We start from the raw sequence: 22,680 nt of genomic DNA on the forward strand, positions 1-22,680 counted from the left end.
TCAGTCGACGGTCCAAGTGTCGCGCCCGTGCAACAGTGACTGCAGTGCAGCGGTGCCGGACGGGGCGGCGTTTCGGGCCGCGACTACCTGCGAGCGGGCCGCATCATCGTAGGTTGGCCGGCTGATGTGCCGAAAGATTCCCAGCACGGTGTGGTCCAGGTTCTGATCGGACAGCCGGGACAGCGCGAAGGCGTAGGCCGGGTCGTCGACCTGCGCATCGTGCACAATGATCTCGTCGATGGCCACATCGGCCGTCTTGGCCACTTCGAGGCCGAATCCGGACTTGACCACGCAGTATTCGCCGTTGGCCCCGAAGACGATCGGCTCGCCGTGGCGGACCTTGATGACCCGCTCCTCGGCGCCCTCCTTGCGCAGCGCATCGAACGAGCCGTCGTTGAAGATCGGGCAGTCCTGCAGGATTTCGACCAGGGCAGCACCGCGATGCTGGGCCGCGGCACGCAGCACTTCGGTCAGCCCGTTACGGTCTGAGTCCAGCGCGCGGCCAACGAACGTCGCCTCTGCCCCCAGCGCCAACGACACCGGATTGAACGGGTGATCCAGCGAGCCCATCGGTGTCGACTTGGTGACCTTGCCGACCTCCGATGTCGGCGAATACTGTCCTTTGGTCAGCCCATAGATCCGGTTGTTGAACAGCAGAATCGTCACGTTGATGTTGCGGCGCAGCGCGTGGATCAGGTGGTTACCGCCGATCGACAAGGCGTCACCGTCGCCGGTGACCACCCATACCGACAGATCCTCGCGAGCCAGCGCCAGACCGGTCGCTATCGCGGGCGCGCGGCCGTGAATCGAATGAAAGCCGTAGGTTTCCAGGTAATAGGGGAACCGGCTGGAGCATCCGATACCGCTGATGAACACGATGTTCTCACGCCGCAGCCCCAGTTCGGGCAGGAAGTTTCGGATGGTGTTGAGGATGACGTAGTCGCCGCAGCCCGGGCACCAGCGCACCTCCTGGTCACTGGTGAAATCCTTGCCCTTCTGCGGCTGATCCGTGGTGGGCACCCCAGCGTTCTTGGTCAAGCTCGGAGTCAGGCCGAGCTCGGTGCCCGCCAAATCACCGGTCACGCCGGTCATGAGCTGTGCTTCATCGCCGGAGCGGGTCATCCGTTTGCTCCCGCTCCCGCCGTGGCCGCCGACAATCTGGCGACCAACGTCTTGTCTTGCTCAAGCTCGGCCAATCTCCCGGCAAGTGCGGCCCGGATAAAGCGCCCAATCTCGTCGGCCAGGAACGAGACACCCTTAACCTTGGTGACCGATTGCACGTCGACCAGGTACTTACCGCGCAGCACCTGGGCCAGCTGGCCCAAGTTCAACTCCGGAGCCACCACCTTGGGGTAACGCCGCAGCACCTCACCCAAATTGGCCGGGAACGGGTTGAGATAGCGCAGATGGGCGTGCGCTACCTTGGTGCCTCGGCGACGCGCGCGCCGGCACGCTTCACCGATTGGGCCGTAGGAGCTGCCCCACCCGATCAACAACAGCTCGGCGTCCCCGGTCGGATCATCGACTTCCAGATCGGGAACATGGATACCGTCGATCTTGGCTTGGCGCAACCGGACCATGAGGTCATGATTAGTCGGCTCGTAGGAGATGTCGCCCGAGCCATTGGCAGCTTCCAGCCCGCCGATGCGGTGTTCCAGACCGGGGGTGCCCGGAATGGCGAACTGGCGGGCAAGGGTTTCCCGGTCACGGGCATAAGGCTGGAAGGGCTCGCCGGGTTTGGCGAAGGTGTGCTTAATGGGCGGTAGCGCATTGACATCCGGGATTCGCCATGGCTCCGAGCCGTTGGCGATGGCGCCGTCGGACAACAAGATCACCGGGGTGTGGTAGGACACCGCGATGCGCACCGCCTCAAGGGCGGTTTCAAAGCAGTCGGCAGGAGAGCGCGGCGCCAGCACCGCCACCGGTGACTCGCCATTGCGGCCGTAGAGCGCCTGCAGCAAGTCGGCCTGCTCGGTCTTGGTGGGTAGACCGGTCGACGGCCCGCCCCGCTGCACGTCTATGACCAGCAACGGCAGTTCGGTCATCACACCCAGTCCCAGCGCTTCGGACTTCAGCGAAATTCCCGGTCCCGATGTGCTGGTGACTCCCAACGCACCACCGTAGGCGGCACCCAGCGCAGCGCAGATGCCGCCGATCTCGTCTTCGGCCTGGAAGGTGACGACATTGAAGTTCTTGTGCTTGGACAGTTCGTGCAGGATGTCCGACGCCGGAGTAATCGGATAACTGCCGAGCACGACCGGAAGGCCGGCGAGCTGACCGGCCACCACGATCCCGTAGGCCAGCGCGGTATTGCCCGAGATCTGCCGGTACTCGCCGGGCGGCAAAGTCGCGGGCGGTATCTCATAGGTCGTGCCGAAGGCCTCGGTGGTTTCGCCGTAGTTCCAGCCGGCCTTGAGGGCCAACACGTTGGCCTCGGCGATTTCGGGCTTGCGGGCGAACTTCTCCCTGATGAAGGCCTCGCTGTGCTCGAGCTCGCGCCCGTACATCCACGACAGCAGACCCAGCGCAAACATATTTTTGGCGCGCTGGCCATCCTTCTTGGACGCGCCGATCGCCTCGACGGCACCCAGGGTCAGTGTGGTCATGGCGACGGTGTGCACCACATAGTCGGACAGCTCGCCGGACTCCAGCGGGTTTGTCACGTAGCCCACTTTCGTCAGGTTGCGCTTGGTGAACTCGTCAGAGTTCACGATCACCATTCCGCCAAGCGGTAGGTCGCCGATATTGGCCTTCAACGCTGCCGGGTTCATGGCGACGAGCACGTCGGGACGGTCACCGGCGGTCAGGATGTCGTAATCGGCTATCTGAATCTGAAAAGACGACACTCCGGGCAACGTGCCCGCCGGTGCCCGGATCTCTGCGGGGTAGTTCGGCTGGGTCGCCAGATCGTTGCCGAAAAGCGCTGCCTCCGAGGTGAATCGGTCGCCGGTTAGCTGCATGCCGTCGCCGGAGTCTCCAGCGAACCGGATCACCACATTTTCCAAGCGTTGCCGATCAGGCGCGGCATGAAATGCCGCGTCATGAGACTCTGGCCCGGCCCCGCTGCCGTTCGGATCCACGTCTCCGCCTTCCATGTGTTATCGGACAGGCACTCCGCGCTGCAGCTTCAGGTTACGCGTCGTCGGAGCGACACCCCCGCGCCGCACGGCTTGTGTCACTGGCGGTAGCGATTATGACATTTCATTTCGGGTGTAAGGCGGTCTCCGATGCCATATATGCGGCCGGTAACCGACCAAAAGGCGAAGTCAGCGAGGGCTGGCGGTAGCGACGACACAGAACTGTGGTATTGGTCACTTCCCCCCGAGGGTTGGCCGCGACCGCACCCGGACATCCGAATCCACGGTTTCCGGCATCGCGACCAGGTACAGGAGGAAGCCGGCCCCGGCGAGCGCACCCAGCGACATGAATGCCGCGTCATAGCCCGCGACGACCACGATCCAGCCGGCAACAAGATTAGACAGCGCGGCACCAATGCCCGTTGCCGTGGTTACCGCCCCGAGGCTGATATTGAAATGTCCCGTTCCGTGTGTGACGTCCTGTACGACAAGGGGAAACAACGCCCCGAAAATGCCGGCTCCGATACCGTCGAGCAACTGCACGCCCACCAGCCAGTAGGAGTTATCCGACAACGTGTAGAGGAACCCGCGAGCGGTCAAGACAGCGAACCCCACCAAAAAGATCGGCTTTCGCCCCCACGCGTCGGCCCTGGTCCCGACCACATACGCCACCGGCACCATCACGACCTGCGCCGCGACGATGCACGACGACATCAGCGCCGTTCCTTCGTCTCGATTGTGCAACGCCAACAGCTCGCCGACCAGCGGCAGCATCGCCGCGTTGGCGAAGTGGAACGCGACAACCGCCGCCCCGAAGATCACCAGTTCGCGGTTGTGCGCCAACACGGTGAACCGCGACGGCTGCGGATGCGGCTCGCCGGGCGCATGGTCCATACCACGCGCTAAATCGTGGTCGACCGCGTCCGGCGGGATCCGCAGTGTCGCCAGCACGCTGATCAACGCCATGCCGGCCAGCACCCAGAACACCACCACCGGCCCGAAGAAGTACGCCAGCGCGCCGGTCGCCCCAGCCGCCGACGCGTTACCGGCGTGGTTGAACGCTTCGTTACGCCCAATCCGTCTGGCGAAAAACTGAGGACCGACAGCACCCAACGTGATCGCCGCCAACGCCGGAGCGAAAACCGAGCTGGCGATCCCGGTGACGGCCTGCAGCACCGAGATGGAATACAAGCCCGCAAACAGCGGCATCGCCACTGCGGCGGCGGTGACCAGCACCGCGCCGGCGACGACCAGCGCCCGCTTGGCCGTGGTCCGGTCCACCAGGGCGCCAATCGGCGTCTGGGCCACGATGGCCGCAATGCCGCCGACCGCCATGACGAACCCGATCGAGGCTTGATCCCAATCGTGGATCAACAGGAGGTATATCGACAGATAGGGGCCCAGACCGTCGCGAACATCAGCCAACGAGAAATTCAGCAGGTCCAGCGCACGCGCCACCCGTGGCGGCACTGCCACAACGGTGCCCGACATGCAGTCGTCGCGGGGCTACGCGCTCTTGTCGCGGCGCTCCGAACGGGACGGCTTGCGTGGCACGATTGTCGGCAACACGTTGTCCTGCACGGTCTCCTTGGTGACCACCACTTTGGCGACATCGTCGCGGCTCGGGATGTCGTACATCACCGGCAGCAGGACTTCTTCCATGATCGCCCGCAGGCCGCGGGCACCGGTGCCGCGATGGATCGCCTGGTCGGCGATCGCTTCCAGCGCATCGTCGGTGAACTCCAACTCCACGCCATCCATCTCGAACAGCCGGATGTACTGCTTGACCAAAGCGTTCTTCGGCTCGGACAGGATCTTGACCAACGACTCTTTGTCCAGGTTGGTGACCGAGGCGACCACCGGCAGGCGGCCGATGAATTCCGGGATCAGGCCGAACTTGATCAGATCCTCCGGCATCACGTCGGCAAAGTGGTCGGTGGTGTCGATCTCGGCCTTGGAACGAACCTCGGCGCCAAAGCCGAGGCCCCGCTTGCCGACGCGCTCGTAAATGATCTTCTCCAGCCCGGCGAACGCTCCCGCGACGATGAACAGCACGTTGGTGGTGTCGATCTGGATGAACTCTTGATGCGGGTGCTTACGGCCCCCCTGCGGCGGAACCGACGCCTGAGTGCCCTCCAGGATTTTCAGCAAGGCCTGCTGAACGCCCTCACCGGAGACGTCGCGAGTAATCGACGGGTTCTCACTCTTGCGGGCGATCTTGTCGACCTCGTCGATGTAGATGATGCCGGTCTCGGCGCGTTTGACGTCGTAGTCGGCGGCCTGAATAAGTTTGAGCAAGATGTTCTCGACGTCCTCGCCGACGTAACCGGCCTCGGTCAGCGCGGTGGCGTCGGCGATGGCAAACGGCACGTTAAGCATCTTGGCCAGCGTCTGGGCCAGGTAGGTCTTGCCACAACCGGTGGGTCCGAGCATCAAGATGTTCGACTTGGTCAACTCAACGGGCTCACATCGGGAGTCACGGCCCTTCTCCCCGGCCTGGATCCGCTTGTAGTGGTTGTACACCGCCACGGCCAGCGTGCGTTTGGCGGTATCTTGCCCGATGACGTAGCCCTCGAGGAACTCCCGGATCTCGGCCGGCTTGGGCAGCTCGTCGAGTTTCACATCGTCGGCGTCGGCGAGTTCCTCTTCGATGATCTCGTTACACAGGTCGATGCACTCATCGCAGATGTACACGCCGGGGCCGGCAATGAGCTTCTTGACCTGTTTTTGGCTCTTCCCGCAGAACGAGCACTTCAGCAGGTCACCACCGTCTCCTATGCGCGCCATAATGCTGATGGCCTACTTCCTGATCGCCGTTCGTGTTGCCGTGCCCCGTGTATGCCCCGACGCTACCCGCTTGCTCCGGCCCCCCGCGACCGTTAGCACCGAATAGCGTCCTAGAGATTTCAGGGTGTTCACGCCTCTCGTCTGAATGAAACATATAGCCCGACTGCGCCCCACTCGCCGAGACGCGCGATCCGTGTCTCTGGCGTGTCGCGGTCGTAACCCCACCGAGGCCCGCGCGTCGCGGACCCGGCAGCGGCCCGACCGCCAGCTGACCACCCTACAGTGGCGTTGTGGAATTGGTCAGCGATTCCGTGCTGATCAGCGATGGCGGCCTGGCCACCGAGCTTGAGGCGCGCGGTCACGACCTGTCCGACCCGTTGTGGTCGGCGCGGCTGCTGGTGGACGCTCCGCACGCGATCACCGCGGTGCATACCGCGTACTTTCGCGCTGGGGCCCAGATTGCCACGACTGCCAGCTACCAGGCCTCGTTCGAGGGCTTCGCGGCGCGCGGCATAGGTCATGACGACGCCACCGTGCTGCTGCGCCGCAGCGTCGAACTCGCCCAGGCTGCGCGCGACGAGGTCGGCGTTGGCGGTCTATCGGTCGCAGCCTCGGTCGGGCCATACGGCGCCGCGCTGGCTGACGGATCCGAATACCGCGGATACTACGGCCTGTCCGTCGCAGCCTTGATGAAGTGGCATCTGCCACGGCTCGAGGTGCTAGTCGATGCCGGCGCTGACATGCTCGCCCTGGAAACCATCCCCGATATCGACGAAGCCGAAGCGCTGGTCAACCTGGTGCGGCGGTTGGCTACGCCGGCCTGGCTCAGCTACACGATCAACGGGACGCGGACTCGCGCCGGGCAACCGCTCACCGACGCGTTTGCGGTGGCCGCAGGAGTTCCCGAGATCGTCGCCGTCGGCGTCAACTGCTGCGCACCCGACGACGTGTTGCCGGCCATCGCTTTCGCCGTCGCCCACACAGGCAAACCGGTGATCGTGTACCCGAACAGCGGTGAGGGTTGGGATGGTCGGCGCCGCGCCTGGGTAGGTCCGCGGCGGTTTTCCGGATCTTCCGGGCAGCTTGCGCGGGAATGGGTTGCGGCGGGCGCGCGCATCGTGGGCGGATGCTGCCGAGTACGGCCGATCGATATTGCCGAAATCGGGCGAGCGCTGACCACCGCGCCGCCCCGAGGCTGAAAGCGAAAATTGCCTCTACTGCCTCATCGAGGCGTTACCTAGGGTTAGTTCTTGTGACCGCGAAGCCCGGCTACGCATGAGTAAGAACCGCATTATGGGCAACCAACCGGAGAAGTCAGATGTGACTGCGGCACCCGACACCGTGGAGGGCGATTCCCACACTGCAATGACACCGCGCCAGCGGCTGACCGTGTTGGCAACGGGGCTGGGCATCTTCATGGTGTTCGTGGACGTCAACATCGTCAATGTCGCATTGCCCAGCATCCAAAAGGTGTTTCACACGGGCGAACAAGGTCTGCAGTGGGCGGTCGCCGGGTACAGCCTGGGCATGGCGGCCGTGCTGATGAGTTGCGCCCTGCTGGGCGATCGCTACGGTCGCAGGCGCAGTTTTGTGTTCGGGGTCACGCTCTTCGTCGTGAGCTCTATTGTCTGTGTGCTACCGGTCAGCCTGGCAGTTTTCACGGTCGCACGAGTGATCCAAGGTTTAGGAGCGGCGTTCATCTCAGTGCTCTCGCTGGCCTTGCTAAGCCACTCCTTTCCCAATCCCCGAATGAAAGCACGGGCGATATCCAACTGGATGGCCATAGGCATGGTCGGTGCGGCATCTGCCCCCGCGCTGGGCGGGCTCATGGTCGACGGCCTCGGTTGGCGCAGCGTGTTCCTGGTGAACGTTCCGCTCGGTGCCATCGTGTGGCTGCTGACGCTAGTCGGTGTCGACGAGTCACAGGATCCCGAGCCCACTCAACTCGACTGGGTGGGACAGCTGACGCTTATCCCGGCCGTCGCCCTGATCGCATACACCATCATCGAGGCTCCCCGGTTCGACCGGCAGTCCGCCGGGTTCGTGGCGGCGTTGCTGTTAGCGGCTGGGGTACTGCTGTGGCTGTTTGTTCGACACGAACACCGCGCCGCTTTCCCGTTGGTCGATCTCAAACTGTTCGCCGAGCCGTTGTACCGATCGGTGCTGATCGTCTACTTCGTGGTGATGTCCTGCTTTTTCGGGACTCTGATGGTGATCACCCAGCACTTCCAAAATGTGCGCGACCTATCGCCGCTGCACGCGGGTTTGATGATGTTGCCGGTCCCCGCGGGATTCGGGGTGGCGAGTCTGCTGGCGGGTAGGGCGGTCAACAAATGGGGTCCTCAGCTCCCGGTGCTGACGTGCCTGGCGGCCATGTTCATCGGGTTGGCGATTTTCGCGATCTCGATGGACCACGCGCATCCAGTGGCCCTTGTTGGCCTGACGATCTTTGGCGCGGGAGCCGGCGGCTGCGCCACACCGCTGTTGCATCTTGGAATGACCAAGGTCGATGATGGCCGTGCCGGCATGGCCGCCGGGATGCTCAATCTGCAGCGGTCGCTGGGCGGCATTTTCGGCGTCGCCTTCCTGGGCACCATTGTCGCGGCCTGGTTGGGTGCCGCGCTGCCGAACACCATGGCCGACGAAATTCCCGATCCCATCGCTCGCGCGATCGTTGTCGACGTCATCGTGGACAGCGCGAATCCGCATGCCCACGCGGCATTTATCGGGCCAGGACACCGGATAACTGCGGCGCAGGAGGATGAGATCGTACTGGCCGCCGACGCGGTCTTCGTGAGCGGAATCAAGCTCGCGTTGGGCGGCGCCGCCGTATTGCTGACCGGCGCGTTCGTCCTTGGTTGGACGCGCTTCCCCCGGACCCCCGCCAGCTAAGTGGTCTCGCTCGGTGCGCCCCCACAGTCCCTGCGCCGAGATCGACGTTAGCGTCACGCCTTATGGTGATTTTCCGCTCTGGCGTGGATCTCGGCGCATGTCGGGTGGCGACCACCAAGCCACGCCACGGCCGCACCACCCGCCCATGGCTCAGGCGGTTTGCGCGGAGAGCTTCCGGTACTCGAGCACCGTGTCGATGATGCCGTAGTCCTTAGCCTCTTCCGCGGTCAAGATCTTGTCCCGGTCAGTGTCTTTGCGGATCACTCCGGCGTCCTTGCCGGTGTGGCGGGCCAGCGTGGTTTCCATCAGGGTGCGCATCCGCTCGATCTCGGCGGCCTGGATCTCCAGATCGGAGAACTGTCCCTGGATCACGCCCGACAACGACGGCTGATGGATCAACACCCGCGCATTCGGCAGCGCCATGCGCTTGCCCGGTGTTCCGGCGGCCAGCAGCACCGCAGCCGCCGAGGCGGCCTGGCCCAGACACACCGTCTGGATATCGGCCCGCACGTATTGCATGGTGTCGTAGATCGCCATCAGCGAGGTGAACCCACCGCCCGGCGAGTTGATGTACATGGTGATATCGCGGTCGGGATCCAACGACTCCAACACCAGCAACTGTGCCATGATGTCGTTCGCCGACGCGTCGTCGACCTGGACGCCGAGGAAGATGATGCGTTCCTCGAACAGCTTGTTGTATGGATTGGACTCCTTGACCCCGAAGCTGGAGTGCTCGATGAACGACGGCAGGATGTAGCGCGCCTGGGGCTGGATCTGAGAATTTTGGGAATTCACTGTGCTTCTCCATTGACGTGGGCGCGGGTGATGATGTGATCGACGAAACCGTATTCCAGGGCTTCGGCGGCGGTGAACCAGCGGTCGCGATCGGAATCCGCCTCAATGCGCTCGATCGGCTGGCCGGTGAATTCGGCGTTGAGCCGGAACATTTCTTTCTTGATCACGGCGAACTGCTCGGCCTGGATGGCGATATCGGCCGCGCTGCCGGTCACCCCGCCCAACGGCTGGTGCATCAGGATGCGAGCATGCGGCAGCGCGTAGCGCTTGCCCTTGGTACCTGCCGCCAGCAGGAACTCGCCCATCGAGGCGGCCATGCCCATCGCGTAGGTGGCGATGTCACAGGGCGCCAGCACCATGGTGTCGTAGATCGCCATGCCGGCGCTGATCGATCCACCCGGCGAATTGATGTAGAGGCTGATGTCCTTGCTGGCGTCTTCGGCGGCCAGCAGCAGAATCTGAGCGCATAACCGGTTGGCGATCTCGTCGTTCACCTCCGAGCCCAGGAAGATGATGCGCTCGGAGAGCAAGCGCTCGTAGACCGAATCCGTGAGGCTAAGACCCTGCGAGTTCGAACGCATGTCAGTCACTTGGCTCACAGTGGGGCACCTGCTTTCCTCGAGTTCTTCTATGCTCCGACACTAACCAACCAGGCTGGCTGTTTCGCGGTCACGCACCCCCTGAAACCGGCGCGTTCGCTTACAGCGTCATACGGTCACGTTGTCGCTTCGTCGGACGCCGCCCGCGCGGCACCCTCGTCTGCCGGTTCGGCCTCCTCAGCCTCACCGGCCGACACACGCTTGCCGAAGAACTCACTGGTATCGATCGTGTTTCCGTCACTGTCGGTGACCGTCGCCGCCTCCACTGCGGCCCTGATCGCCAGCTCGCGCCGCACGTCAGCGAACATGGTCGGCAGCTGGTTGCGCTCTTGGAGGTAGCCGAACAGCTGCTGCGGCTCGATGCCGTATTGCCGAGACGTCGTCACCAGTCGTTCGGTCAGATCATCCTGGCCAACTTGGACCTGCAGCTCATCGGCCAGGGCGTCTAGCAACAGCTGCCTCTTGACGTCCTTTTCTGAGGCGGTGCGCGCCTCGGCATCGAACGCCGCGCGTGACGAGCCTTGCTCGACGAGCAACTCATTGAACCGGGCTTCGTCGTGATTAAGACCGCTGAGCGCGCTGTGCAGCACGCTGTCGAATTGGGCCTGCACATACGACTCCGGCAACGGCACGTCGACCTGTTCGAGTAGCGCATCGATGGTGGCGTTTCGAATCTGCTCGGCCTGCTGGGCGCGCTTGGCCTGGCGCACCTGGTCGCTGAGGCTGGCCCGCAATTCGTCGATGCTGTCGAACTCGCTGGCTAACTGCGCGAATTCGTCGTCGGGCTCTGGTAGTTCGCGCTCCTTAACCGACCTGACCGTGACGGTAACCTGAGCTTCCTGCCCGGCGTGCTCGCCGGCTGCCAGCTTGGCGGTGAAGACCCGGGACTCGTCGGCGGACAGACCAACAACCGCGTCGTCGAGACCTGCGATGAGCCGGCCGGAGCCGACCTCGTGGGAGAGTCCCTCAGCGGCTGCGTTCGGTATGTCCTCTCCGTCGACCGTGGCAGACAAGTCGATCGAGACGACGTCGCCGACGGCCACCGGCCGGTCCACCGCGGTCAGGGTGCCGAACCGGGTACGTAACGACTGCAGTTCGGCGTCGACGTCGTCCTCACCGATTTCGATCGGATCCACCGAGACCGTCAGCGCGCTCAGGTCCGGGGGACTGATCTTCGGGCGGATGTCGACCTCGGCGGTGAATTGCAGGTCCTGGCCGTACTCCTTCTTGGTCACCTCGATGTTGGGCCGGCCGAGCGGTTGGACATCCGACTCGGCCACCGCCTGTCCGTACCGGCTGGGCAGCGCATCGTTGACGATTTGATCCAGCATGGCCTCCCGGCCGATGCGGGCTTCGAGTAGTTTGGCCGGCGCCTTCCCGGGCCGGAAGCCGGGCAGCCGCACCTGTTTGGCCAGCTCTTTGTAGGCCCGCTGGAAATCCGGCTCAAGCTCGGCGAATGGCACCTCCACGTTGATACGAACCCGGGTGGGGCTCAACTGCTCGACGGTGCTCTTCACGGGTGTGCTCCTTGGTAGTCGATAACGGCGGTCGGCTGGTCGGGGTGACAGGATTTGAACCTGCGGCCTTCCGCTCCCAAAGCGGATGCGCTACCAAGCTGCGCTACACCCCGCGCTGACCTCGCGATCCTACGGCCCGGCGACACCGGCACCGCAATGACCTCTTGAGACCTCACGGGAAGGTCTCAAAACGACTCCGATTAGATTTGATGTCTGTCACCACGTACAGTCGCGCTCGACTAAATACATGCGGGCGTAGCTCAATGGTAGAGCCCTAGTCTTCCAAACTAGCGACGCGGGTTCGATTCCCGTCGCCCGCTCGGGCCATGCGTTTGTTCGGCAGAAAGGCGCCATGCGCGACCCATGAATCAGCCTGACATCAAGGGCTCGTGCGCGTCGGAGTTCACCAAGGTACGCGACGCGTTCGAGCGCAACTTTGTGCTGCGCAACGAGGTCGGCGCGGCCGTCGCGGTGTGGGTCGACGGGGATCTTGTCGTCAACCTGTGGGGCGGCTCCGCCGACGCCGGCGGTACCCGGCCCTGGCAGCACGACACGCTGGCCACCGTGCTGTCCGGTACCAAGGCACTAACGGCCACGTGTGTGCATCAGCTCGTCGATCGCGGTGAGCTTGACCTGCATGCGCCGGTGGCACGCTACTGGCCCGAGTTCGGACAGGCGGGTAAGCAGGCCATCACGCTGGCGATGGTGATGAGCCACCGCTCCGGGGCGATCGGGCCGCGCGGACGGCTGGGCTGGGAGCAGGTCGCCGATTGGGATTTTGTCTGCGAGCAACTGGCCGCCGCCGAACCGTGGTGGCAGCCGGGTGCCGCGCAGGGCTACCACATGACCACCTTCGGTTTCATCCTCGGCGAAGTGTTCCGCCGCGTCACAGGCCGTACGGTCGGTCAATACCTGCGTACCGAGATCGCTGAGCCGCTGGGTGCGGACGTCCACATTGGCTTGCATCCCGGCGAACAGCTCCGCTGCGCCGATCTAGTTGATAAGCCGCACATCCGCCAATTGCTGGCCGACGTCCAAGCCCCCGGCTACCCCACCAGCCTAAACGAACATCCCAAGGCTGCATTGTCGGTGTCGATGGGCTTCGCCCCCGACGACGAACTCGGCTCCAACGACCTGCAGCTGTGGCGTCAGATCGAATTCCCCGGCACCAACGGCCAGGTGTCTGCGCTGGGGCTGGCGACGTTCTACAACGGGCTTGCCCAGGAGAAGCTGCTCAGCCGCGAGCACATGGAGCTGGTCCGGGTCTCACAGGGCGGCTTCGACACCGATCTGGTGCTCGGCCCGAGGGTCGCCGACCATGGCTGGGGTCTGGGCTACATGCTCAACCAGCGCGGCGTCAATGGACCCAACCCACGGATTTTCGGGCATGGTGGCCTCGGCGGCTCGTTTGGGTTCGTCGACCTCGAGCACCGGATCGGCTACGCCTACGTGATGAACCGCTTCGACGCCACCAAGGCCAACGCGGATCCGCGCAGCGTCGTCCTGTCCAACGAGGTCTACGCCGCGCTCGGGGTAAACCGTTCCTAGACGGCTAGCCACCAGGCGGTCAGGTCTGACAGACCGGGCACCAGAAAACATTGCGGCCCTCGAGCAGTGCCGTGCGGATCACTCCCCCACACACCCGACACGGCTCGCCGGCTCGGCGGTACACATAGGTGCGGGGCCGGTCGGGCAGATATGACGGCAGACCATGGTCATGTTCGGGGCGCACCACGATGATCTTGCCGCGGCGCAAGCCCACCTTCATCAACGACACCAGATCGTTCCAGGCCGCGTCGAATTCCGGCTCACCGATCCCGCGGCCGGGCCGCTGTGGGTCGATCCGGTGCCGAAAAAGCAACTCATTACGGTAGACGTTGCCAACACCGGCGATCACCGTTTGGTCCATCAAGAGCGCGCCTATGGGCCTGCGAGACTTGGTGATCCGAGACCATGCCGACGACGGGTTGGCGTCGCTACGCAACGGGTCGGGTCCCAGCCTGGCAACCACGTCCGCAACCTCGCCGTCGTCGATCGACTCACACACCGTCGGGCCGCGCAAGTCGGTGCCGAATTCTGCCCCGACCATCCGCATCCGCACCTGCCCCGCGGGTTCGGGTAGCCACCCATCTGTGGGGCGTGCCCATTCGGTGAAGGTGCCATAGAGCCCGAGATGCACGTGCACCACGGGGCCGCCGACGTAGTGATGGAACAGGTGTTTGCCCCAGGCACTGGCCCGCCGCAACACCCGACCGTTGAGCGCGGAAGCCGAATCGGCGAACCGGCCCTGGGGGCTGGACACCGAGACCGGCGCACCGGCGAACCGGCGCTGGTGCAGCCGGGCCAGCCGATGCAGCGTATGCCCCTCAGGCACGGGAGTCAGGCCGGAGCGCCGGGCACCGGCGGCGCTTCGTGGGTCCGTTCGTACTCGGCGAGAATGTCGATACGCCGTTGGTGGCGTTGCGCTTTCGACCACGGCGTGGTGACGAAGGCGTCGACTATCGCCAGTGCCTCGGCCACCGTGTGCATGCGGCCGCCGATGCCGATCAATTGGGCGTTGTTGTGCTCGCGAGCCAGCGCCGCGGTCTGCACACTCCAGGCCAGCGCGCAGCGAGCGCCGGGCACCTTGTTGGCGGCGATCTGCTCCCCGTTGCCCGATCCGCCCAGCACGATGCCCAGGCTGCCCGGATCGGCGACAGTGCGCGTCGCTGCGGCAATGCAGAATGCCGGGTAGTCGTCGTCGGCGTCGTAGCGCAACGCGCCGCAGTCGATCGGCTCGTGGCCGGTTTGCTTCAGGTGCTCGATGATCCGCTGCTTGAGCTCATATCCGGCGTGGTCGGCCCCCAGGTAGACGCGCATGCCCGACATTGTGCCCGACACACTGCCGGGCGCCGGCGCGGGCGCCCGCCGATAGTGAATTCGGCGACAAGAACCCGGGCGTGTTCCGGCGCCGAATTCACTATCGGCGGCTAGTCGAACTGAGGCGGCTCGGTGCGGGTCCGCTTGAGCTCAAAAAAGTGCGGGTAGGAAGCGAAGGTAACCGAGGCATCCCAGAGCTTGCCGGCTTCCTCGCCGCGCGGAATCTTCGAGAGCACCGGCCCGAAGAACGCCACACCATTGACATGGATCGTCGGCGTACCGACGTCCTCGCCCACCGCGTCCATCCCGGCGTGGTGGCTTTTGCGCAGGGCGTTGTCGTAAGCGTCGCTGGTAGCGGCCTTGGCCAACTCCGCGGGCAGACCGGCGTCCGCCAGCGACTGGGTGATGACCTCGTCGAGTTCGTGGTTGCCCTGGTTGTGAATCCGGTTGCCCATCGCGGTGTACAGCGGGTCCAGGACTTTCGCCCCATGGGCCTGCTCGGCGGCGATCGCCACCCGTACCGGTCCCCATGCCCTCGCCATGCCTTCGCGGTATTGCTCGGGCAGGTCGTCACGGTTTTCGTTGAGTATTGCCAGGCTCATGACGTGGAAGTTCACCTCGATGTCGCGGACCTTTGCCACCTCGAGGATCCAGCGCGACGTGATCCAGCACCACGGGCACAGCGGATCGAACCAGAAATCGGCGACAGACTTCTGGGGGGCCTTCTCGAGCATGGCGCGGTCCTCTCGTTGGAGTCAGCAGCGGTGAGTACACCGCCCAGCACAACCACGGCCGCCCCGCACCTGTTCCCGCCGACCCGGTTAAGTTGGACGCCGTGGCCCTTCCAAACCTCACGCGGGACCAAGCCGTCGAACGCGCCGCCCTGATAACCGTGGACAGCTACCAGATCATTCTCGATGTGACCGACGGTAACGGCGCTCCCGGCGAACGCACCTTCCGGTCGACCACCACCGTGGTGTTCGACGCACTCCCCGGCGCCGACACGGTCATCGACATCTCCGCCCACACCGTGCGCCGCGCCAGCCTCAACGACCAAGACCTGGACGTCTCGGGATATGACGAGGCGGCCGGGATCCCGTTGCGCGGACTGGCCCAGCGCAACGTCGTCGTCGTCGACGCCGACTGCCACTACTCCAATACCGGCGAGGGCCTGCATCGGTTTGTCGATCCGGTGGACGGCGAGACCTACCTGTACTCGCAATTCGAAACCGCCGACGCCAAGCGCATGTTCGCCTGCTTCGACCAACCCGACCTCAAGGCCACGTTTGACGTGCGGGTGACCGCGCCCGCGCACTGGAAGGTGATCTCCAACGGCGCGCCGCTGGCCGCGGCAAACGGCGTACACACCTTCGCCACTACCCCGCGGATGAGCACCTATCTGGTGGCCTTGATCGCCGGACCATACGCGGCCTGGACGGACACTTACATCGACGACCACGGGGAAATCCCACTCGGCATCTATTGCCGGGCCTCGCTTGCCGAATACATGGACGCCGAGCGGCTGTTCACCCAAACCAAGCAGGGATTCGGCTTCTACCACAAGCACTTTGGCCTGCCATACGCGTTCGGCAAGTACGACCAGCTCTTCGTCCCCGAATTCAACGCCGGCGCAATGGAAAACGCCGGCGCGGTGACCTTCTTGGAGGACTACGTCTTCCGCAGCAAGGTCACCCGGGCATCCTATGAGCGGCGCGCGGAGACCGTGCTGCACGAGATGGCCCACATGTGGTTCGGCGACCTGGTCACCATGACCTGGTGGGACGATCTGTGGCTGAACGAGTCCTTCGCCACCTTCGCCTCGGTGCTGTGCCAAAGCGAGGCCACCGAATTCACCGAGGCTTGGACGACGTTTGCGACCGTGGAGAAGTCTTGGGCGTATCGCCAAGACCAGCTGCCGTCGACGCACCCGATCGCCGCCGACATCCCCGACCTGGCCGCTGTCGAGGTGAACTTCGACGGGATCACCTACGCCAAGGGCGCCTCGGTGCTCAAACAGCTCGTTGCCTACGTCGGGCTGGAGCGCTTTCTGGCCGGCCTGCGTGACTACTTCCGCACGCACGCTTTTGGCAATGCCAGCTTTGACGATCTGCTGGCCGCGTTGGAAAAGGCCTCGGGCCGCGACCTGTCGAATTGGGGCGAGCAGTGGCTGAAGACGACCGGGCTCAACACCCTGCGACCAGATTTCGAGGTTGATGCCGAGGGCAGGTTCACCCGGTTCGCGGTGACACAGAGCGGTGCGGCACCCGGCGCAGGTGAGACCAGGGTGCATCGGTTGGCGGTGGGCATCTACGACGATGATGGTTCCAAGAGTTCCGGCAAGCTGGTCCGGGTGCACCGCGAGGAACTCGATGTCTCCGGTCCGATCACGAACGTCCCTGCGCTGGTTGGCGTTTCGCGCGGGAAACTGATTCTGGTCAACGACGACGACCTGACCTACTGTTCGCTGCGGCTGGACGAGCGGTCGCTACAGACCGCGCTAGACCGCATCGCCGACATCGCCGAGCCGCTGCCGCGCACGCTGGTGTGGTCGGCCGCCTGGGAAATGACCCGTGAAGCCGAACTGCGTGCCCGCGACTTCGTGTCACTGGTGTCCGGCGGCGTGCACGCAGAAACGGAGGTCGGGGTCGCGCAGCGGCTGCTGCTACAGGCGCAGACAGCGTTGGGTTGCTATGCCGAGCCCGGCTGGGCCCGGGAGCGGGGATGGCCGCAGTTCGCCGACCGGCTGCTGGAGTTGGCGCGCGAAGCCGAGCCTGGGTCGGATCATCAGCTGGCCTATATCAACTCGCTGTGTTCGTCGGTGTTGTCCCCCCGGCATGTGCAGACCCTAGGGGCGTTGCTCGAGGGTGAGCCCGCCGCATGTGGATTGGCAGGCTTAGCCGTCGACACCGACCTGCGCTGGCGGATCGTAACCGCGCTGGCCACCGCGGGCGCCATCGACGCCGACGGGCCGGAGACACCGAGAATCGACGCCGAGGTGCAGCGCGACCCGACTGCCGCCGGAAAGCGGCATGCCGCCCAGGCCCGCGCGGCGCGGCCACAGTTCGTCGTCAAGGACGAGGCATTCACCACGGTGGTCGAGGACGACACCCTGGCCAACGCCACTGGCCGCGCGATGATCGCCGGCATTGCCGCACCCGGACAAGGCGAGCTGCTCAAGCCGTTCGCGCGACGCTACTTTCAGGCGATCCCCGGAGTATGGGCACGGCGATCCAGCGAAGTCGCGCAATCGGTGGTGATTGGCCTGTATCCGCACTGGGACATCAGCGAGCAGGGCATCACCGCCGCCGAGGAGTTCCTCAGCGACCCCGAGGTTCCGCCCGCATTGCGCCGGCTGGTGCTCGAGGGCCAGGCCGCGGTGCAGCGATCGTTGCGGGCCCGCAACTTCGACGCTGACGGCTAGCCCTCACCGCGAGGGCGCGTGTCTGTACAACGACACGCCGCATCGGGCGTACATTCGGGCGTGCTCGCCGGGTCAGCCCGGCGCGATCCCCGCGCTGAGCACGCGGATCGCGCTGATCAGCCCATCTACCAGCTCACCCTGCTCGAACGCTGAGGAAGCGGCGGCAACCCCGAGCGGAGCCGCCGACTCGGCACCGCGGCCGCGGACTTGCGAGCCGTAGACCACTTCGATGGCGCACTGGTTGGGCGAGACCGCGAGCAGCACAGCATTGTCCGGCGTGGGCACCTTGCCCAAGATCTCGCGGGCCCGCGCGGCGGTGTCACGACCCAAGTCGCCGAGGTAGATGGCGAACCTCACCTGACACGCCCGCGAGCTGTAGGTCAGCGCGTCGTCCAGGGCGACGAGATCTGCGATGGGGAACGGGTAGTGCACGGACAGTTCCCCGGGCTCGGTGACCCCCGAGATCCGTCCGCTGGTGGTCAGCACCCAACCCGGCGGCAGCTCGGCGTGCTCAATCGTCGCAACGTCACCACGTGCCACTGGCCCCACCTCCAACCGTGAACTCCGATGCGTCATGCCCGTGTCCGCCGTGCGCGCTGCCAACGACCTCGTCGGTGGCGGCCCACAGGATGGGCGGGTGTGTCCAAGGCTCCGACAGTTTGTAGGTTGCCGGGTGAGGTCCCTTGCGCGACCAGATCAGCACAGACAGCACAACCACCAGCAACAACGGGATACCGACAAAGAAGAGGTGGATCTCCATAGCACTCACGACGCAAACCGTATCCCACCGGGTTTTCAGGCCGCACCCTCACCGAGGTATCGCGCCCAGGACGGGTCCAGCTCCTTGACCGCCGACAGCAGTCGCCAGTGCGGTCCCGTGGGCGGCAGCGGCGCCCGGCGGAGTGCCCAGCCAAGCTCGGTCAACAGCCTGTCACCCTTGCGGTGGTTACACGGCGAGCAGCACGCAACGCAGTTCTCCCAGGAGTGGGCACCGCCCCGGCTGCGGGGTACCACGTGGTCGACGGTGTCGGCCTTGCCGCCGCAGTAGGCACAACAGAACCGGTCCCGATGCATGAGCGCGGCCCGGGTCATCGGAACCCGGGCACGGTAGGGAACCCGGACATAGGAGCGCAACTGGATCACCGACGGGACCAGGATCGATCTGGTCGCCGAGTGGATGACCGGCCCGGACGGGTCTTCGTGCACCACGTCGGCCTTGCCACAGATCACCATGACAATCGCCCGCCGCATCGACAACGCGGTAAGCGGCTCGTAGGTGGAGTTCAGGAGCAGCACCCGCCGGCGGTTCCAGATCGATGCGCTCTCGTGACGGTTCGGTGGATGGGTCTCGACGCCTGACGCGAGTCGGTGGGAGTGGACACTGTGCAGGCATGAAGCGGGCCCGGTTACGCCTGCCGCGACACCGGAACTGCGGTGGCCGCGGCGCTTCTTGCCGTGCGCCATAGGTCCTCCGCCGAACAGTCCACCATGATTCGCGGCTAATCGCACGCCAAATGCCACGTCCACACCGTGTCGCTCCGGTGAACAAACCGGGGGCTGGCTGGTCGGCCACGACAAATAGACCACAATGGAGGGGATGGATCAGATGCCGAAGTCTTTCTACGACGCGGTCGGCGGCGCCAAAACCTTCGACGCGATCGTGTCGCGTTTCTATGCGCAGGTCGCCGAGGACGAAGTACTGCGGCGGGTGTACCCCGAAGATGACTTAGCCGGCGCCGAGGAACGATTGCGGATGTTCCTCGAGCAGTACTGGGGCGGCCCACGAACCTACTCGGAGCAGCGCGGCCACCCCCGATTGCGGATGCGGCATGCCCCGTTTCGGATCTCGCTCATCGAACGCGACGCCTGGCTGCGGTGCATGCATACGGCTGTGGCCTCCATCGACTCAGAAACGCTCGATGACGAGCACCGTCGAGAGTTGCTGGATTATCTGGAGATGGCCGCTCACTCGCTGGTCAACTCCCCGTTTTGATGGACCAACACCAGCGACCGGATCCAATGGGCCCCGGCTCTCCTCGCGCCAGCGCTCGTCGACCGGAGCCAGATCCGATGGGCGAGCCGTGGTGGTCGCGAGCCGTGTTCTACCAGGTCTATCCCCGATCGTTCGCCGACAGCAACGGCGACGGGGTGGGCGACCTGGACGGGTTGGCGAGCCGGCTTGACCACCTGCAACAGCTCGGTGTCGACGCGATCTGGATCAACCCGGTCACCGTCTCGCCGATGGCAGACCACGGATACGACGTCGCCGATCCCCGCGACATCGACCCACTCTTCGGCGGGATGCCGGCGTTCGAACGGTTGGTCGCTGCGGCACACCGGCAGGGCATCAAAGTCACCATGGACGTGGTGCCCAACCACACCAGTTCGGCGCACCCATGGTTTCAGGCCGCGCTGGCTGACCTCCCGGGTAGCCCGGCGCGGGATCGCTATTTCTTTCGCGACGGGCGGGGCCCCGACGGGTCGCTGCCGCCGAACAACTGGGAGTCGGTGTTCGGCGGGCCGGCCTGGACCCGAGTGCGCGAACCGGACGGCAACCCGGGCCAGTGGTACCTGCACCTTTTCGACACCGAACAGCCGGACCTGAACTGGGACAACCCGGAAATCCTTGACGACTTCGAGAAAACACTGCGCTTCTGGCTGGACCGCGGCGTGGATGGCTTCCGCATCGACGTGGCGCACGGCATGGCCAAGCCCCCGGGCCTGCCGGACTCACCGGACCTGGGCATCGAGGTGCTGCACCACCGCGATGACGACCCGCGCTTCAACCACCCGAATGTGCACGCGATTCACCGCGACATCCGCACGGTGATCGACGAGTACCCCGGAGCGGTAACCGTCGGCGAGGTGTGGGTACACGACAACGCCCGCTGGGCGGAGTATCTGCGGCCCGACGAACTGCATCTCGGCTTCAATTTCCGGCTGGCGCGAACCGAGTTCGACGCCGCCGAGATCCGCGACGCGGTGGCGAACTCCCTGGCCGCCGCGGCGCTGCAGAACGCGACCCCAACCTGGACGCTGGCCAATCACGATGTGGGACGGGAGGTTAGCCGCTACGGCGGCGGCGAGATCGGGCTGCGCCGGGCCAAGGCGATGGCGGTGGTGATGCTCGCCCTGCCGGGCGTGGTCTTCCTCTACAACGGCCAGGAACTGGGTTTGCCCGACGTGGACCTGCCCGACGAGGTGCTGCAGGATCCGACGTGGGAACGCTCGGGACGCACCGAACGCGGTCGCGATGGCTGCCGGGTGCCGATTCCCTGGTCGGGCAACATTCCCCCGTTCGGGTTCTCGACGTGTCCAGACACCTGGTTGCCGATGCCGCCGGAATGGGCGGCGCTGACCGCCGAAAAACAACGCGCTGATGCCGGCTCGACCTTGTCGTTTTTTCGACTTGCACTCAGATTACGTAGGGAACGAAATGAATTCGACGGCGACGTCGACTGGCTGGCCGCGCCCGACGATGCGCTGATATTCCGGCGTCACGGCGGGGGTTTGGTGTGCGCGCTCAACGCCGCTGAGCGTCCGCTGGCGCTGCCGGCAGGTGAACCCATCCTGGCCAGCGCACCGTTGACCGACGCCACGTTGCCACCCAATGCCGCGGCCTGGCTGGTGTAGCGGCATTCCGAGCTATGCCTGCCCGACATATAAGCGCATACGCATCCTAGGCGGGCACCGTCTAGGTATGATGATGCGGATCGCCGTGCGGCTACCCGGGGAAGTCATCACCTTCGTCGATAGCGAGGTCAGCCAAATCCGCATACCCAGCCGGCGCGCCGCAGTGGTGTTGCGTGCCTCGAACGCGAGCGACGCCGCGATTCTTACCGCCACCGAACCCAATCACCACCTCGACGCACTCGCCGGACAGGCCGCAAAGCTAGCACCAACATCGATTGATGCGGCTCATCCAGCTCGCCCAGCTAGACGAGACCCGTGCCTTTACCCGCGAACTGGCCAGGCCTTACCTCGCACCGGGTAACCGTGGCACCCACCTCGAGCAGCGTAGCCAGCGAACTGCTCATGCCCTGGCCGAGCGCTGCCGCTAGCGGTGTGGTCGGCTGGCGCACCACCGCGACCGCCAGTCAGCGATACCATCGGCCGATGTCGGATACTCCGTTCGCCGAGCCCTATCCCGAGCAGCGGCCCCCCTGGGGTGTCCCGCCACCAGGTTGGGACGGATCGTCGCGGCCAGCGCCCTCGACGACTCCTCGATCGCCCGGGCGGTGGTCTCTAGTGGCGGCCCTAGCCCTTGCGGTCGTCTCATTAGGCGTGGGCATCGTCGGATGGTTTCATCGGCAACCGCACGACAAGCCATCACCGGCCCCATCCGCGCCGACGTTCACCAGCCAACAGATTTCCGACGCGAAAGAAAACGTCTGCGCCGCACACCGGATCGTGCGCCAGGCGGCCGTGCTGAATACCAATCAGGCCAACCCGGTACCCGGAGACCCGACCGGCGATTTGGCGGTGGCAGCCAACGCCCGCCTGGCGCTGTATAGCGGCGGCGACTACCTGCTGAGGCGTCTCACCGCCGAGCCAGCGACTCCTGCCGAGTTGCGCGATGCCGTCCGCTCGCTCGCCAACGCTCTACAAGAGCTTGCAGTGAACTATCTCGCTGGAGCTCCCGATTCCGTGGTAACTCCCCTGCGGCTGGCGCTGGAAAGGGACACCAGAGCCGTGGATCCGCTATGCGTGTGACGGCGATCCGGAAATGAACC

General features: G+C 65.0%; 21 protein-coding genes, 2 tRNA genes and 2 other annotated features. Of the genes, 9 read left to right on the plus strand and 14 right to left on the minus strand.

The window, feature by feature from the left end:
• The 4 genes from Rv2454c to clpX form a co-directional block, all read right to left on the minus strand.
• Complete coding sequence (locus tag Rv2454c) at positions 1-1,122, minus strand: 2-oxoglutarate oxidoreductase subunit KorB (RefSeq protein ID NP_216970.1); 1,122 nt, start codon at positions 1,120-1,122, stop codon at positions 1-3.
• Positions 1,119-3,080: a 2-oxoglutarate oxidoreductase subunit KorA gene (locus tag Rv2455c; RefSeq protein ID NP_216971.1), complete on the minus strand. Its 1,962-nt coding sequence runs from the start codon at positions 3,078-3,080 to the stop codon at positions 1,119-1,121. Before Rv2455c ends, Rv2454c begins: the two co-directional genes overlap by 4 nt.
• A 231-nt stretch (positions 3,081-3,311) precedes the next feature.
• A complete protein-coding gene (locus tag Rv2456c; protein NP_216972.1) occupies positions 3,312-4,568 on the minus strand; it encodes an MFS-type transporter in 1,257 nt (418 codons plus the stop codon).
• Between the two features lie 15 nt (positions 4,569-4,583).
• On the minus strand, positions 4,584-5,864 hold the full coding sequence (gene clpX / locus Rv2457c; RefSeq protein NP_216973.1) for an ATP-dependent CLP protease ATP-binding subunit ClpX: 1,281 nt from the start codon (positions 5,862-5,864) through the stop codon (positions 4,584-4,586).
• A 290-nt stretch (positions 5,865-6,154) separates the two neighbouring features.
• Between clpX and mmuM the strand changes: the two genes are divergently transcribed.
• The gene (gene mmuM, locus Rv2458; RefSeq protein ID NP_216974.1) at positions 6,155-7,063 is read left to right on the plus strand and encodes a homocysteine S-methyltransferase MmuM; all 909 of its coding nucleotides are present in this window, start codon (positions 6,155-6,157) and stop codon (positions 7,061-7,063) included.
• 166 nt (positions 7,064-7,229) lie between these two features.
• Positions 7,230-8,756, plus strand: a complete 1,527-nt coding sequence (locus tag Rv2459) for an MFS-type transporter (RefSeq protein NP_216975.1) — start codon at positions 7,230-7,232, stop codon at positions 8,754-8,756.
• A 150-nt stretch (positions 8,757-8,906) separates the two neighbouring features.
• On the opposite strand, the gene clpP2 is transcribed toward Rv2459, so the two are convergent.
• The 4 genes from clpP2 to proU all read right to left on the minus strand — a co-directional run bounded on the left by clpP2 (position 8,907) and on the right by proU (position 11,780).
• Positions 8,907-9,551, minus strand: a complete 645-nt coding sequence (gene clpP2, locus Rv2460c) for an ATP-dependent CLP protease proteolytic subunit 2 (RefSeq protein ID NP_216976.1) — start codon at positions 9,549-9,551, stop codon at positions 8,907-8,909.
• Positions 9,138-9,437: a repeat region (300 bp direct repeat copy 1), on the plus strand. Its footprint overlaps the gene before it by 300 nt.
• Positions 9,548-10,150, minus strand: coding sequence for an ATP-dependent CLP protease proteolytic subunit 1 (clpP1, locus tag Rv2461c; RefSeq protein YP_177883.1), 603 nt, complete (start codon positions 10,148-10,150; stop codon positions 9,548-9,550). The genes clpP2 and clpP1 overlap by 4 nt, the downstream gene beginning before the upstream one ends.
• Positions 9,773-10,072: a repeat region (300 bp direct repeat copy 2), on the plus strand. Its footprint overlaps the gene before it by 300 nt.
• A 116-nt stretch (positions 10,151-10,266) precedes the next feature.
• The gene (gene tig, locus Rv2462c; RefSeq protein NP_216978.1) at positions 10,267-11,667 is read right to left on the minus strand and encodes a trigger factor; all 1,401 of its coding nucleotides are present in this window, start codon (positions 11,665-11,667) and stop codon (positions 10,267-10,269) included.
• Between the two features lie 39 nt (positions 11,668-11,706).
• Positions 11,707-11,780, minus strand: a tRNA-Pro gene (gene proU, locus Rvnt26).
• A 136-nt stretch (positions 11,781-11,916) separates the two neighbouring features.
• On the opposite strand from proU, the gene glyV reads away from it, so the two are divergent.
• A tRNA-Gly gene (glyV, locus tag Rvnt27) sits at positions 11,917-11,987 on the plus strand.
• A gap of 43 nt (positions 11,988-12,030) precedes the next feature.
• The gene (lipP, locus tag Rv2463) at positions 12,031-13,215 is read left to right on the plus strand and encodes an esterase/lipase LipP (RefSeq protein ID NP_216979.1); all 1,185 of its coding nucleotides are present in this window, start codon (positions 12,031-12,033) and stop codon (positions 13,213-13,215) included.
• A 19-nt stretch (positions 13,216-13,234) separates the two neighbouring features.
• On the opposite strand, the gene Rv2464c is transcribed toward lipP, so the two are convergent.
• The 3 genes from Rv2464c to Rv2466c form a co-directional block, all read right to left on the minus strand.
• Positions 13,235-14,041, minus strand: a complete 807-nt coding sequence (locus Rv2464c) for a DNA glycosylase (RefSeq protein NP_216980.1) — start codon at positions 14,039-14,041, stop codon at positions 13,235-13,237.
• A gap of 5 nt (positions 14,042-14,046) precedes the next feature.
• Positions 14,047-14,535: a ribose-5-phosphate isomerase B gene (gene rpiB, locus Rv2465c; protein YP_177884.1), complete on the minus strand. Its 489-nt coding sequence runs from the start codon at positions 14,533-14,535 to the stop codon at positions 14,047-14,049.
• A 101-nt stretch (positions 14,536-14,636) separates the two neighbouring features.
• Positions 14,637-15,260 carry a hypothetical protein gene (locus Rv2466c; protein NP_216982.1) on the minus strand — a complete coding sequence of 208 codons (624 nt, stop codon included), beginning with the start codon at positions 15,258-15,260 and terminating at the stop codon, positions 14,637-14,639.
• A 101-nt stretch (positions 15,261-15,361) separates the two neighbouring features.
• Here Rv2466c and pepN point away from each other — a divergent pair, with 101 nt between their 5' ends.
• The gene (gene pepN / locus Rv2467) at positions 15,362-17,947 is read left to right on the plus strand and encodes an aminopeptidase PepN (RefSeq protein ID YP_177885.1); all 2,586 of its coding nucleotides are present in this window, start codon (positions 15,362-15,364) and stop codon (positions 17,945-17,947) included.
• Positions 17,948-18,019: 72 nt separating this feature from the next.
• Here pepN and Rv2468c read toward each other — a convergent pair whose 3' ends face one another.
• From Rv2468c to Rv2469c, 3 genes are read right to left on the minus strand one after another with little or no spacing between them, the layout of a single operon-like run.
• A complete protein-coding gene (locus Rv2468c; protein NP_216984.1) occupies positions 18,020-18,523 on the minus strand; it encodes a hypothetical protein in 504 nt (167 codons plus the stop codon).
• Entirely contained in the window at positions 18,474-18,707 is a 234-nt protein-coding gene (locus tag Rv2468A; protein ID YP_007411168.1) for a hypothetical protein, read from the minus strand. The genes Rv2468c and Rv2468A overlap by 50 nt, the downstream gene beginning before the upstream one ends.
• A gap of 35 nt (positions 18,708-18,742) precedes the next feature.
• The gene (locus Rv2469c) at positions 18,743-19,411 is read right to left on the minus strand and encodes a hypothetical protein (RefSeq protein NP_216985.1); all 669 of its coding nucleotides are present in this window, start codon (positions 19,409-19,411) and stop codon (positions 18,743-18,745) included.
• Positions 19,412-19,553: 142 nt separating this feature from the next.
• Here Rv2469c and glbO point away from each other — a divergent pair, with 142 nt between their 5' ends.
• From glbO to Rv2473, 4 genes are all read left to right on the plus strand, one after another.
• On the plus strand, positions 19,554-19,940 hold the full coding sequence (glbO, locus tag Rv2470) for a hemoglobin GlbO (RefSeq protein ID NP_216986.1): 387 nt from the start codon (positions 19,554-19,556) through the stop codon (positions 19,938-19,940).
• Complete coding sequence (gene aglA / locus Rv2471) at positions 19,940-21,580, plus strand: alpha-glucosidase AglA (protein NP_216987.1); 1,641 nt, start codon at positions 19,940-19,942, stop codon at positions 21,578-21,580. Before glbO ends, aglA begins: the two co-directional genes overlap by 1 nt.
• Positions 21,581-21,647: 67 nt before the next feature.
• Positions 21,648-21,941, plus strand: coding sequence for a hypothetical protein (locus tag Rv2472; RefSeq protein NP_216988.1), 294 nt, complete (start codon positions 21,648-21,650; stop codon positions 21,939-21,941).
• Positions 21,942-21,943: 2 nt separating this feature from the next.
• Complete coding sequence (locus Rv2473; RefSeq protein ID NP_216989.1) at positions 21,944-22,660, plus strand: hypothetical protein; 717 nt, start codon at positions 21,944-21,946, stop codon at positions 22,658-22,660.
• The last annotated feature ends 20 nt before the right edge of the window (positions 22,661-22,680 follow it).

It is taken from the genome of Mycobacterium tuberculosis H37Rv (assembly GCF_000195955.2).
Classification (GTDB): domain Bacteria; phylum Actinomycetota; class Actinomycetes; order Mycobacteriales; family Mycobacteriaceae; genus Mycobacterium; species Mycobacterium tuberculosis.

Coding starts and splice junctions, on each gene's coding strand:
- Rv2454c (NP_216970.1), bottom strand. CDS start 1,122: ATGACCCGCTCCGGCGATGAAGCACAGCTCATGACCGGCGTGACCGGT.
- Rv2456c (NP_216972.1), bottom strand. CDS start 4,568: ATGTCGGGCACCGTTGTGGCAGTGCCGCCACGGGTGGCGCGTGCGCTG.
- clpX (NP_216973.1), bottom strand. CDS start 5,864: ATGGCGCGCATAGGAGACGGTGGTGACCTGCTGAAGTGCTCGTTCTGC.
- Rv2459 (NP_216975.1), top strand. CDS start 7,230: ATGACACCGCGCCAGCGGCTGACCGTGTTGGCAACGGGGCTGGGCATC.
- lipP (NP_216979.1), top strand. CDS start 12,031: ATGAATCAGCCTGACATCAAGGGCTCGTGCGCGTCGGAGTTCACCAAG.
- rpiB (YP_177884.1), bottom strand. CDS start 14,535: ATGTCGGGCATGCGCGTCTACCTGGGGGCCGACCACGCCGGATATGAG.
- Rv2466c (NP_216982.1), bottom strand. CDS start 15,260: ATGCTCGAGAAGGCCCCCCAGAAGTCTGTCGCCGATTTCTGGTTCGAT.
- Rv2468c (NP_216984.1), bottom strand. CDS start 18,523: ATGACGCATCGGAGTTCACGGTTGGAGGTGGGGCCAGTGGCACGTGGT.
- Rv2468A (YP_007411168.1), bottom strand. CDS start 18,707: ATGGAGATCCACCTCTTCTTTGTCGGTATCCCGTTGTTGCTGGTGGTT.
- Rv2469c (NP_216985.1), bottom strand. CDS start 19,411: ATGGCGCACGGCAAGAAGCGCCGCGGCCACCGCAGTTCCGGTGTCGCG.
- glbO (NP_216986.1), top strand. CDS start 19,554: ATGCCGAAGTCTTTCTACGACGCGGTCGGCGGCGCCAAAACCTTCGAC.
- aglA (NP_216987.1), top strand. CDS start 19,940: ATGGACCAACACCAGCGACCGGATCCAATGGGCCCCGGCTCTCCTCGC.
- Rv2472 (NP_216988.1), top strand. CDS start 21,648: ATGATGATGCGGATCGCCGTGCGGCTACCCGGGGAAGTCATCACCTTC.